Origin of the sequence: Photobacterium sp. OFAV2-7 (assembly GCF_022347985.1) — a bacterium.
Lineage (GTDB): Bacteria > Pseudomonadota > Gammaproteobacteria > Enterobacterales > Vibrionaceae > Photobacterium.
In genome coordinates this window covers 1-12,612 of the sequence record NZ_JAKRFQ010000058.1, presented here as the reverse complement: position 1 = coordinate 12,612, position 12,612 = coordinate 1, and the positions used below count along the sequence as shown (strand labels likewise).

The window sequence follows — 12,612 nt, the reverse complement described above, 5'->3', positions numbered from 1 at the left end:
TGGTTAATTTACACCTACCTGAAGGGAATTGTTTTGCCAAAAATCCTCTAAAACCAAAATCCGGGAGAAAGTTTTTCTACAGCGGCCAACTCCAGGAAACTAGCAACCTCCGCAACTGCCACAACGCCAGTCTTCCGCATTCACAGCCTGATAAAAATACCGGAAGTTGTCCTCATCAATCGGAATATTCTGGGTATCAAAAAGATCCGCCAGCCAATCTATATTGGAAACAATCCATTGATCTTCTTCCTCCCCTTCGGCGTAGAGGGGATCATCCGGATCCATGAAGTTATAAATGCCAAAGGTACCCATATCCTTTTCAAGCTTTTCTTCCGGAATCTCTAAAAGGCTTCCCTGATATGTAATTTCCCAATGGCCCAGACACAAGGTGTTCCCTACCGATGTCCAGCGTGCTTTGAACGGATTGCCCATAGTGCTTGCTCAGGTATTAACGAAGTGGCACATAATAACCACCGCGTTAATATGGTCAATACCTCCAGAGGCTTAAACAGCCAGCACTGTGACTAGGCGTAGTAACTAGGCATAGTAGTTAACACCAACGGCGTACTTGCTCGCAGTATTGTCGATACTCTTCACCAAAAATGGCTTCCAACACATCTTCTTCCGGGCCGATTTGGAAGTTATTCATATAGAAGATAAACAGCGGGATCATCACTAAAGCAGAGAGTGCGGATAAATAAAGAAAGGCAGCAATCAGAAACAATAACAACCCTAAGTACATTGGGTTACGTGAAAACCGATAGATGCCGGAGGTTACCAGACTTGATGCCTTATGAGGATTACGCGGATCAACAGTTGTTCGCTCTTTAGCAAATGACATAACTCCCGCCAGCCCAACCAAGGTCCCAGCAAGGCTAAATATCAGCACCAGCATAGACTGGCCCCAGAATGAAAATATCCACAGTGGCCAATACATTGAAAGCAAATACATACCGCCAAGCGTTATCAGCAATAACACTGGCGGAGGCAATTTCAAATCCATATCACCATTTCCTCCATAATAAACGCAAGCAGAGACTAACCACTTCACTACCGCCCTCTCCTTTAATAATCAGTCTAATATATACCTGTGTTACTGACGGACTGAACTGAATCACTGAATAGACAATAGTAAGACATTGCTAAGCAGTCATCTGCTCTATAAGATTATCCGACCAATAACTTCTCTCGATAAATTGCCAACAACCTCTACTATGCAAAAGCTCAAGTACCTGCAAGGCTACCCCTCCTCTATTACCGACCAGGTGGCTCGCCTGATTGATTCCAACCAGCTTGAAGCCTTCTTGCTAAAGAAGTATCCCCACAGCCATGAGCTAACAACAGAAAAAGCCTTGTATGACTATGTACAAGAGATCAAGTCGCAATACCTAAAGAAATCGCCCCCGGTAAGCAAAGTGGCCTATGACAAGAAAATACATGTCATCAACCATGCGCTAGGGCTCCACTCGTTTGTCTCTCGCGTGCAGGGCAACAAACTCAAGGCAAAACATGAAATTCGCATTTCGTCTATTTTCAAACATGCCCCATTGCCCTTTTTACGCATGATTATTGTCCACGAGCTTGCCCACCTGAGAGAAAAAGAACATAACAAAGCATTTTATCAACTTTGTTGCCATATGGAGCCTAACTACCACCAGCTCGAATTCGACATGCGGTTATTTCTCACTCAGCAGGAACTGAGCGGCCCGATCTACTCCTAGTAACGTTTTGACGTTACCGACTATAAAGATCTGACATCAGCCAAACTTTTGCCTACAATATAGCGCTAATTAGAAATTTAGGTGTTTACATGAAAATTTGTGCTGTTGAGTTAAAAAGCAACGAGGCGATTGTTTGCCTGCTTTCACAAGACAATGGATTATTTGACATCCCTCAGTGCCGAACTCAAAAGTTCATTATGAAAGACTCTCTCGACAATACTGAAATGAGAGACTTCCAGTTCGCATTCAAAAAGCTACTAGAAGACTACCAAGTTGACGCTGTTGTGATCCGTACCCGCGAGACACGCGGTAAATTTGCCGGCAGTGCAGTAGGCTTCAAGCTAGAAGCAGCAATCCAGCTTCTCGACGGTGTTCAGGTTGATTTCGTGTCAAACAACGACATCAAACAAAAGCTGAAACGCAATCCGCTGGCTATCGATTTCCGCGATACAGGTCTGCGCCAGTTCCAGGAAGCTGCGTTCACCACAGGCTACGCTTATCTGAGTAAGTAAGCGCCTGCTAATCATTGAAAATGGGGCTAACAGCCCCATTTTTCTATCTATCGCTCACCAGAGTATGGTCGTAGCCTAAAGCAAATCAACCTCGAATCGGGCAAGTCTGGCTTCTGCAATAGAGCAGTTCGTCACTGCCATGAGCTCCGCCAGCGTAATGTTAGGATTCTCGAACACCAGTTTCTTTAGCTGCTCTTCCCGTGATTCACTGTTTTCATTAATGATCACAAGCCGCTCATCAATCTTACGTATCAAATATTGAAAAGCCTCAGGCTCTGAGAAGTTCAGGCTATCAGAGAGCTTGCGCTGCGCACAGGGTTCTCCGCTCACCTGCCAGTTTCTGGAACGGCGAACTCTTTTTAGCTCGCACCCATATTTCTTGGCAATTAGCTTGGCCTTTTTGACATTGTCACCACCTATACGGTGAATTAGTGACGGTAAGTGGATGATAAGTTTATCTTCGCTCTGACCTTTCATTAGTCGCGTTTCAGCGGCCTGATCACCGACTCCAGCCCTTCAATTTTAAACTCAAGCGTCAAAGCCATCAGCGTACCCAGCTCTCCTTCCGGGAAGCCTTTTTTCTGGAACCACAGTAAATATTCTTCCGGCAAATCGATAAGTGCCCTGCCACTGTACTTTCCAAACGGCATTTTGACATTGGCAACCTTGATTAAGTGTTCTTTTTGAAACATAGCAATCTCCTTGCCCTTAAGCTTCGTTGATTGCATTGCCATATTCAAGCATTTACCAACACGCTATTTTACCAACCATTGCTGACTGACCAATTCTTGGCCATTGCATACCAAAGCACCGACAAACTCGGCTCCCTGGCGTATTTTTCCAACCCCCGCAGGTGTTCCCGTCATTACAATGTCACCATCTTCCAGCCGCATAAAAGTCTGTACTTCCTCAAGGATCTGCGCTGGTTTGTACATCATCAACGATGTATCGCCCTGCTGGATCAGCTCTCCGTCAATATGCAGGCTCAACCCAAGCGGCGCATCACCTCCAGAAATGGGAACAAACGCGCTGAACACAGCCGAACCATCGAACGCTTTACTTCTCTCCCAGGGCAGCGATTTAGCTTTTAGCTCACTCTGAACACAGCGCTTGGTCAGATCCACCCCTAGCGCTGCCGCAACAAATTTGCCACCTTGATACAGATAAGCTATCTCGCTTTCATAGTGAAGTTCATCGCCCCCATGGCTAGCAGATAAAACAGTACCAATTGCTGAGTTGGGCTTTACGAATATCACCATTTCATCCGGGATTTCGTTTTCTAGCTCATGAACATGATCAACGTAGTTTCGACCGATGCAGACGACTTTACTGGGTGATAGTAAGGTATTATTGAAACTCACCGTGTTCATACTTAGTCCTTTAAGCAGTATTAAGAGATAACTCAAGATACACCCAAACTACCTCAAGATGCTCGATTCGGCGAGAATTACTTACGACTATGGCTTGGCTATACCACACTGAGAGAGGAACGATAAAACTGGCTGTTGCCAGCTTTATCGTTTATAGAGCCTTACTGAATAAAGACAAGCTGCGCCGTGACAGGCACGCTGAGCAGGATGGAATTTAATTTCGCAATGTTTCTCAATACCTCAATCCCCTTGTCCAAGCCAAAGAGTGCGGATTTAACTTCAATCGGCCATGTGGTTGAAACGAGCACTCCACCGTTTTCCAACCCTGTTACCTGAAGTTTCGCCGCCAGTGTTTGCTTTAATCCATGAAGATCCAGCGAAAACTCAATATCCGCAGGCTGAGTTTTACCAGGGATCAATTCACTCAGCATCACAGGATCAACCTTGGCCGTCAGTGTTGCGAGTGGAAACCCTTCGACTTCAAACAGCTCCTTCTTCATGCGCTCATCCCGAATCGAGATCTGGGTGTCAACACTCGCAAGATCAATAACCACCTTAACCTCGCCTTCTTTTGACACCGAGCCGCTGATATTTCGAAAATGGTGCTGTTCTATTACCGAGTCATTCTTCACAGAAATAAAGTTCACATTGGAGCTATTGCTATCCAACTTCCAGTCAGCCAACACATTGGCGTTGAGCCCAAGCAGCAATAATCCGGCTAACAGCACTTTCAAACACACGCGCATTATGATGTCCTATTGTTGATGTTCTTATCACATCACTATAGGCCACTGATTTCTATCAACCGTATTATTATTGAGCTAACCTATCTTAAATCGATTAATCATCCTCATAAGGTCGACCGAGACCTGACTCAACTCTTCACTGGCGCTAGCCATCTGTGCTGATTCCTGGGAAACAGACATCGACATATCTTTCAGGCTGACGACATTTCGATTGATGTCGTTCACCGTCAGATTTTGCTCTTCTGTTGCAGTCGCGATGTGCTGACTCATATCCTGAATAACCTGTACCTCATCATTAATGGTATTTAGCGCTTCACCGGCAGATGCAGAAATCTTGGAGGCGTTCTCCGCCTTTTCGGCCCCTTTGCTCATTACTTTCACCGCATTTTCCGCGCCGCTCTGAAGCTTTTCGACGATATTCTGAATTTCCAGTGTCGACTCCTGGGTCCGCTGCGATAAAGTTCGGACTTCATCGGCAACAACCGCAAAACCCCGGCCGGCTTCACCTGCACGGGCAGCCTCAATCGCAGCATTCAATGCCAATAAGTTGGTTTGCTCGGCAATACCGCGAATCACCTCCAAAACGGTATCGACATTTCGGCTGTCCGCTGCAAGCTGATCCACCACTTCACTGGCTTTGCCGATATCTTCAGCCAACAGGTTAGCCTCGGAAATATTATTATTAATGATCGCCATACTGCCCTGAGTCTCTTTAGCCGCCGAAATACTCGAGTCATTAGCCTCAACCGTTCTCCTGCTTACCTCTTCGACGGTAGCCAGCATTTCTGTCATTGCCGCAGCAAGTTGCTCCACATCATTCTGCTGCTGATTCAAATTATCATCGACGGTATTAATCGACGAAGACATCTGGTGTGCCGACGCTGAGACCTGCTCACCAACGACACTGATATTTTGCATAATACTCTGAATGGAGCAGACAAACTGGTTGAAGTGACGGGCAAGATCGATCAGTTCTCGGGTCCCCTCTTCTTCCAGCCTCTGCGTTAAGTCCCCTTCGCCCTTCGAGAGTGCTTCCATTGCATTAACAGTTCGTTTAAGCGGAGAAGTAATAGAGCGAATAAAGAAAGTCACGATCAACGACAACACAGCAAGAATAATCGCAGCATTGATCATAGAAACGACTTCAGAGCGATGAATATCGGCCTGCAGCGCTTCCATGTTCATTCCGCTACCAACTAACCATTGCCAAGGTCCAAACTCTACAGCGTAACTGGTTTTCGGCTCCAGCAGGTCTTTGTCATGGCTATTCGTCCAGACATAATCAACAAAGCCGCCACCATTTCGTCCCTGGACATAGAGTTCCCGGACAAAACTGAACCCATTCGGGTCCTTGAGCCCCAAGGTGTTCTTGCCTACTAGTGACGGAACACCGCTGGTCAGCTGGACACCCTGATTATCACCGACAAAAATATAATTACCGTTATCGAAGCGCATCGCTGCTATCGCTTCCAATGCGGCTTCTTTGGCCTGCGGCTCCGTAAGCGCTCCAGATACACTAAGCCCATGATAGTGCTCTACAATACCCACGGCACTTTCTACCAGCGTTGCAACGCCTCGCTCATAGTTCTCCCGCATATGCTCACGTGTCTTGGCTGCATTGATCAATGTGCTGGTCACCAGACCGACAGCGAATAATGCGAGGATCACCCAAACACGCGTTGCGATAGTCACACTTGATAACTTGTTCTTCATAACACTATTCCTTATCGTCATCCCTAACGCTCATTAGGACCGGATACATGCTTGTCACCGAAACATCGGTGATGATGGCGATGCAATTCCTGCAGTTTCCTCTTACACGCATCAACATCCTCTTCCCCGGACAAATGGTTGATAACCTCATCAAACCTAAGCATTAATTGCTCCGAATGCTGGCGAGACCTCTCGCAAATGACATCCTCGGTCGAATTCTGCTTATGCTTCAGCCGTTTGTGTTGTGCACGCTTAAATACATTGCTCATCCTGATACCTCTGCCAATTTCTTGTTCTTATCAAAGTGGTAAACATTGATTCGGTTCAAAGCGCAGTCCGGCAGGTACACCTTGCTGTTATTAACATGCAACAGATACGGCATCCACAGCTGACCTTTGCCCGGATCGGCACCAAAGCCACTGAAGCTATCGACAAAATTTCCTTCAAGATCAAACACCTTTATCGAACGATTCACCAAATCGGAGATAAACAAATGATCCGAGTCATAGTCGATACTCGTCGGCAGCAAGAAGTTGTCGTTGCTGGCACCGTATCCTTCCTGACCAAAGCTCGATTTCCATTGGTTATCAGCGTCATACACCTCGATGCGATTATTGAACTGATCAGTGATATAGATAAGGCCATTTTGGGTAGCGGCAATATCAGACGGAGTATGAAACTCGCCATGTTCGGCCCCGAGCTTACCGAATACGCCGACTAAACCCGGCTCACCCTCACTGTCGATTCGCCAGCGAGAGATTCGGTGGTTACCCGAATCGGCAATAAGAATGTCATTCGTTGCCGGATCTATCGAAATTCCCTGTGGTTTATTGAGCTGCCAGGGCTCGGCACCCAGCCCGCCAAAAAAGGTGTAAGGCACCAGCTCGCCGATGCGGCTGTCATATTGAAGTAGAGAGACTATGCCGCTTAAATAGTTGCCCACAACTATCATCGGGACCTCATGGTCAACCTGTCCTGGTAAGGGTTTCTTAGGCTTATAGGCAGCAATTCCCAGCGAGCCGGGCAGCATAGGGAGACTAACTGGCGATGCCGAGTCAACCTGGCCGTTATCACTGGCCTGAAGCTGATAATTTCCGGCATCGACCATCCAAAGCAATGTCTTCGGATCTTCAAACCTGTCATTCATAATCACCCTTAGCCACGTCTGCTGCCAGCGCTGAACCCACTCAGACTGGGCAGTTACCGCCAGGTTCAACCACGACGGCATACCGGCAGGCTGCATCGCTTTAAAAAACTGCTCCTGAAGGGAAAACTGGTGGGAAAGCCAATGTTCAATCAACGGATACTTTTGTCGGTAGTGCTGATGATTAGGTTGAGTGATCCCCCCTGCCACAGCAGTGACAAAATGAAACTGACCGGGACTTCCTCTATCATCACCAACTGTTTTAACGACCCTGCTTTCACCGATATAGTTCTTACCGGCGAACTGCTCACTGAAAGAAGGCAAGCTAACGTGATGAAGCTGAAGCGAGGCCAAAATAGGCTCGGTAATTAACAGCTGGTCCCTGTCATTCATTTGAGTGTTCTGAATAGGCGCAAAGAAGCCATCAAGCGTACCTTGCAACTCACCGTCTATATCGTATATCGATATGGCATTGGCCTTAGCCCCCGGTATCAGAATCCGGTTCTGAATCACTGAGACATCTCGCGCCAGCTCAAGACCGTCGATATAGCATTTACCATTGCTGGCAAAAGGTCGCCCTTTGCCATGCCAATCACAGCGGACGACCGTATCAAATCCGGTATTGGCGACATATAGGAATCCGTCATCATCCATACTCAGACCCTGTGGCCACAGCAGGTGGACAGGCTCCTTACCGCCTTCAATCTCATGAATAGATCTCAAGTACTGACCCGCTTCAGAGAAAATAGCCAACCGACTAGCACCACCGGCCCCCTCATAAAACTCATCTGCCACACAGAGCTCGCCCTGATAGAACGCCAGACCATTGGGACCTTTTAAGTCGACTTCCGCTTCATTGCCAAATTGATGAATAGACTGAACAGTGAGGTTGGCATCGTAATGTAAGATGTGGATTCGCTGGTTACCGATATCACTGACATAGATCCAATTTTTAGTCGGATGAGCAAGCAAGCGAAATGGCATGTTGAACTGCTGAGGCCCCTCACCCGTCGAACCAAACTGGGCCAGAACATGGTTCAGCTCGCTATCAAAAACAAGAATACGATTATGGGCTGTATCGGCAAGCCAGACATTTCCAAAGTGATCCAGACAACTTCCTACTGGAGTATTTAGCGATACATTGCCTTCTACCGGGCAAGGAAGGGCTGGCAGCTGTGCACCCACACTGCCAATATATGACTGAAATTCTATTCCCATCTTCTAACCTACTGACTCTTTTATTAAAAGAATACTTCTTATGTGTCTAATTACATAATAGGTAGCAATGTTACGGCGAGCCCTTATTTGAAATAACAATATTTATAAAGTTTGAACCAGCTCAACAATTGAACAGCTTTGACTGAAAAGGAAATCATCTATTACATGCTATACCCTATGCGAATACAGGGGCTTAATGAACGATTTAACAATAAGAAAGAGGTAGCGTTGGCAAGCGCCAGACCTGGCGAGGAAAAGTAAAGAGATAGGAAGAATAAAAGAGGCTCCTATACGCTTCATGCGCTACACCAACAAAGCCATCCATACCTGTTTCTACTCTTAAGACAGGTGCTGACTTTGTCAGTGTAACGGTGAAGAAACGTAAGGAAAACGCTCTTCGTTAGGCAATTTGACGCTGTGGTTCAGAGAGCAATTCCGCAGCGATACGCTTGAGCAAGAATGTCTCACGTTCTATCGACATCCCTTTTTTATCACTGTTGGCAATGGTCTCTTCATTATGAGCTATCGCATCAAAGATATTCAGCCACACCGGTTTCATGCCGTTGTTAACTTCATAGTCTTCCAGCTGAGTATCACCCAGCTCAGCATCTATCGTACAAACGAAGCAATATGATTCCATGTGCATTATGTCATGCTCTGGCTTGTACCATGGCCGGTACTCTTCATACATACCAAATGCCGAGATATTGCGGATATTGCGAGCCCCCGTCTCTTCCTCAAGCTCACGGATCAACCCTTGAATGGCATCCTCACCTTCGTCAATGCCGCCACCCGGCAACGTATAGTCGTGATAACGTGCGGTGTAGAGCATAAGGATATTCTCACCATCGAGAATGATGCCTCGGGCCGCCTTGCGGTGGAAAATACGGCCTTCAAGCTTCTCAATATCAGGATGAACGGTTGACTTCAATAATCGCATAGCTCTGTCTATTTACTTCTGCACAATAACAAGCCGTGCATTCTAGCCCAATACCTAACCCCAAGCTACTCATACCAATCTACTTGTCACCAGTTAAAGACACGTTTAAAGAAGGTTTCGACATTCTTTACATAGCTTCTTTTCAACGTTCCGTTCGGATCCCACACCGGCAGCTTTGCCGAGCCGATGCAGCTTTGCTCCAATCGCCCCGTTTTCGCCTGGTGATAGGTAAAGTCGGACACCTGCGGCGGTATTCGAAGTACTAACGGCTCTGGATCGCGCCGCTGAATATAATCGGCGTAAAGTCGAAGCGGCCCTGAAGAACCTGTCAGCTTAGCGCTTTTATTATCGTCACGCCCCATCCAGATAGTAACCACTTCTCTGCCGTCTACCCCAACATACCAGCTGTCTCGCCCCTTATCTGAGGTGCCGGTTTTCCCGGCCAGGCGTGATGAAGGCAAAATGGAATTCAGGTAACGTCCGGTCCCAACAGTCACCACCTTCTGCATCCCGTACAAGGTCAGCCAGGACGCCTGCTCAGATACAACCTGCTCCCCGGATGCCCGCTTTTGATACAACACATTACCGCTGGCATCAACAACGGCACTCAATGCGGTCAACTCGCTTTTTCGACCACCACTGGCAATGGTCTGATACATCTGGGTGACATCAACGGGCGTCAGGGTAAAGGCTCCCAGCAACATAGATGGCAGCTTAGGTATTTCATTGCGATCAACCCCTAACCTTTCCATGGTATCGATAACTTCATCCAGGCCCACGGCCATTCCGAGATTCACTGTCGGAATATTGTATGACTTCGCCAGCGAAAGATATAAAGGCACCGACCCACGGTATTGACGGTCATAGTTACGGGGTGACCACTTTTCACCATTCTGCCCTCTTAACGTCAATGCACGATCGTCAAGATTGGTGGCAAGCGAAAAGCGCCCCGGCTGCTCGAGGGCTGCCAGATAAATAGCCGGTTTAACAACCGAACCAATAGGACGCTTGGCATCAATAGCCCGGTTGAAGCCGTCGTAACCCGGACGACTTCCACCAACCATAGCGCGGATTTCACCGTTCATGCGATCGGCAATTACCACTGCGGCTTCAAGCTCGTTGCCAGCACGCTTTTCCAACTGGGGAATCATGTGACGGACAGCCTGCTCAGCCTTGGCCTGAGAGTCAGGATCCAGGGTCGTAAATAACCGCAATCCCTGACCAGGCTGGTAATCATCGACATACTTTTTCAGCTCACGCTGCAACTGACCAAAATAGGCTGGCTGTCGGTTGGCTATCTGCCCCTTCTCTTGCAAATCCAATGGCTTGTCAGCAGCCAGCTTATAGTCCTCTTCTTCGAGAACACCATTTTCGACCATTAATCGCAATACCAGATCCCGTCGGCGTTTGGCACGCTCCGGGTATCGCCACGGATTATAGTAAGAAGGTCCTTTCACCAGCCCGACAAGTAACGCCTGCTGATCGACGCGTAGTTCTGATAATGGCAAGCCAAAATAGAATCGCGAACCAAGCGCAAACCCGTGAACCGCATCAGCCCCATTTTGAGCCAGGTAAACCTGATTCAGATAGGCATCAAGGATCTGGTCTTTGCTGTATCGATAATCGATGATCAAGGCCATATAGGCTTCTTTGAATTTACGCCACAGGCTTCGCTCGCTGCTAAGAAATAGATTCTTGGCCAGTTGCTGAGTGAGCGTACTGCCGCCCTGCACGGTTCGTCCAGCTTTCAGGTTGGCAACAAATGCCCGGGCAATCGCTGTGGGAGATACTCCGTCATGCTGGTAAAACTCCTTGTCTTCGGTTGCTATCAGCGCCTCAATCAAAGGCTGCGGCATTTCGTCTTTTGGCCGATAGATCCGTTGCTCGTCTGTCTTAGCCTCCAGCATACCAAGTAGCTTTGGCTCGACACTAAAAGTTCCCAGCTCACGTTCGGATTCGACCTCTGAAATCCGTCTGACCTTCGAGTAATCAAACTCAACAACCACATGCCGCTGTGGCTGCTCCCCGTCCCTGAATTCAAACGGACGACGAATAAACTCTACCTTGAGTCGGCTTGTAGAGTACTCACCACTTTTCTTCGGACTGGCAACTTTACGATACTTCAGCACTTCCAACTCGTTGACCAAGTCTTCATACCGGATCACAGCCCCTGGCTGAAGGGTTAACTCACGAGCGTAAACGACAGAGGGTAACTGCCATAGCTGCCCTTCGAACTTATCCGTTACCCTATCGTTAAGGCTATTCCCCATCCACACCATGCCAGCTACAATCAACACCATGCCAACCAGGCAGCCACATTTGAGCCGCTTGCTTCTTGTAGAAACACGATGTGTAGACCTTTCTGAAGAGGGGGAAAAAGAAGAAGTGGTCGATTGTGCCTGTTGATTTGATTTCTTGGATGACAGGTGTTGTTCTGTCTCTTGTCGCGGTTGCTTGTCTGATGTTGCCATTACGTTCTGTACAGTCAATTACTGAGTAATTGGTTGTCCTAAGAGATGAATTCGGTGCCGACAATACACGAGGCTGATGGCAAGGATGTCATCCGACTGTCAAAGAAGCGTCTCCGATCCATCCCCAGAAATGGAAATGATCTGGAGTTTCACGGCAAAATCGCTCAGAATACGCGCCCTGTTTTAGCTTACTGCCGAGAAAGAAAATGGAACGCGATTACAAACTTGACTGCCTGCTGACAATGCCACGCCACGAGCTGGAAGAGTTCAGCGTAAGAGTAATTGGCCGTATGGTTCCTGAAGAGATGATGCAGGAGCTATTTACCTTCGACCAGGAAGAGATTGATAGCGAAGACCGCCTGAAGTCGGCACAGTTTGATGCCATGCTTCGAATGACCGCAATTGCCCTCGGTGAAGTCAAGATGGCTTTCTCCGAGTCTGACAACGCACAGCAAAATACCGAACGCATGATCCGCCTGATCTTGTGGCATTTCTACGCTATGTCCTTCAACCTTGAAGAAGCAGTTACCCTTGAACAACACTGCGAGCAGGTGGAGAAAATTCTGAATAAAGCCCCTGAGGATGCCTTCGGCTGGGTCAAAGTACTTACCGAGCTCCTGCACACTTATGCCGAGCTGAGCGAAAAGTAAATACATCATCTGTCAATTTAGCTCGATAGCAATAATCTCCCCAAAGTAAGCATTAAAGCCGCCGAACAGTGCCCTGCCCGGCGGCTTGAGTCTTAAACTGTCAACCATCACGCTGTCAACGAAGCTT

Annotated in this window: 13 protein-coding genes; 3 read left to right on the top strand and 10 right to left on the bottom strand. The window is 47.6% G+C overall.

Translation table 11 applies throughout. From position 1 onward, the window contains the following. Positions 1-99: 99 nt before the first annotated feature. Together MHN01_RS06265 and MHN01_RS06260 are read right to left on the bottom strand one after the other, a co-directional pair. Entirely contained in the window at positions 100-432 is a 333-nt protein-coding gene (locus MHN01_RS06265) for a hypothetical protein (protein WP_075767700.1), read from the bottom strand. A gap of 118 nt (positions 433-550) precedes the next feature. After that, positions 551-1,051 (bottom strand): isoprenylcysteine carboxylmethyltransferase family protein, encoded by a 501-nt coding sequence (locus MHN01_RS06260; RefSeq protein ID WP_239410535.1) that lies wholly within the window; start codon positions 1,049-1,051, stop codon positions 551-553. A gap of 163 nt (positions 1,052-1,214) precedes the next feature. Between MHN01_RS06260 and MHN01_RS06255 the strand changes: the two genes are divergently transcribed. Together MHN01_RS06255 and MHN01_RS06250 are read left to right on the top strand one after the other, a co-directional pair. Next, positions 1,215-1,721 (top strand): M48 family metallopeptidase, encoded by a 507-nt coding sequence (locus MHN01_RS06255; protein ID WP_239410534.1) that lies wholly within the window; start codon positions 1,215-1,217, stop codon positions 1,719-1,721. An 89-nt stretch (positions 1,722-1,810) separates the two neighbouring features. After that, the gene (locus MHN01_RS06250) at positions 1,811-2,233 is read left to right on the top strand and encodes a DUF3010 family protein (RefSeq protein ID WP_239410533.1); all 423 of its coding nucleotides are present in this window, start codon (positions 1,811-1,813) and stop codon (positions 2,231-2,233) included. 75 nt (positions 2,234-2,308) lie between these two features. Here the strand turns inward: MHN01_RS06250 and MHN01_RS06245 are convergent, their stop codons facing one another. The 8 genes from MHN01_RS06245 to mrcB form a co-directional block, all read right to left on the bottom strand. Continuing rightward, a complete protein-coding gene (locus MHN01_RS06245; RefSeq protein WP_239410532.1) occupies positions 2,309-2,710 on the bottom strand; it encodes a ribosome recycling factor family protein in 402 nt (133 codons plus the stop codon). Continuing rightward, a complete protein-coding gene (locus tag MHN01_RS06240) occupies positions 2,710-2,925 on the bottom strand; it encodes a DUF3820 family protein (protein WP_075767695.1) in 216 nt (71 codons plus the stop codon). The genes MHN01_RS06245 and MHN01_RS06240 overlap by 1 nt, the downstream gene beginning before the upstream one ends. Before the next feature lie 63 nt (positions 2,926-2,988). Continuing rightward, the gene (locus MHN01_RS06235; protein ID WP_239410531.1) at positions 2,989-3,603 is read right to left on the bottom strand and encodes a fumarylacetoacetate hydrolase family protein; all 615 of its coding nucleotides are present in this window, start codon (positions 3,601-3,603) and stop codon (positions 2,989-2,991) included. A 161-nt stretch (positions 3,604-3,764) separates the two neighbouring features. Then, positions 3,765-4,349: a YceI family protein gene (locus MHN01_RS06230; protein ID WP_239410530.1), complete on the bottom strand. Its 585-nt coding sequence runs from the start codon at positions 4,347-4,349 to the stop codon at positions 3,765-3,767. 75 nt (positions 4,350-4,424) lie between these two features. Further along, entirely contained in the window at positions 4,425-6,062 is a 1,638-nt protein-coding gene (locus MHN01_RS06225; protein WP_239410529.1) for a methyl-accepting chemotaxis protein, read from the bottom strand. A gap of 265 nt (positions 6,063-6,327) precedes the next feature. After that, positions 6,328-8,424 carry an NHL repeat-containing protein gene (locus tag MHN01_RS06220; RefSeq protein WP_239410528.1) on the bottom strand — a complete coding sequence of 699 codons (2,097 nt, stop codon included), beginning with the start codon at positions 8,422-8,424 and terminating at the stop codon, positions 6,328-6,330. Between the two features lie 400 nt (positions 8,425-8,824). Beyond that, positions 8,825-9,364 carry an NUDIX hydrolase gene (locus MHN01_RS06215; protein WP_239410527.1) on the bottom strand — a complete coding sequence of 180 codons (540 nt, stop codon included), beginning with the start codon at positions 9,362-9,364 and terminating at the stop codon, positions 8,825-8,827. A gap of 86 nt (positions 9,365-9,450) precedes the next feature. After that, a complete protein-coding gene (mrcB, locus tag MHN01_RS06210; RefSeq protein ID WP_370646440.1) occupies positions 9,451-11,835 on the bottom strand; it encodes a penicillin-binding protein 1B in 2,385 nt (794 codons plus the stop codon). Positions 11,836-12,041: 206 nt separating this feature from the next. Here mrcB and MHN01_RS06205 point away from each other — a divergent pair, with 206 nt between their 5' ends. Beyond that, complete coding sequence (locus tag MHN01_RS06205; RefSeq protein WP_160656725.1) at positions 12,042-12,485, top strand: exoribonuclease R; 444 nt, start codon at positions 12,042-12,044, stop codon at positions 12,483-12,485. The last annotated feature ends 127 nt before the right edge of the window (positions 12,486-12,612 follow it).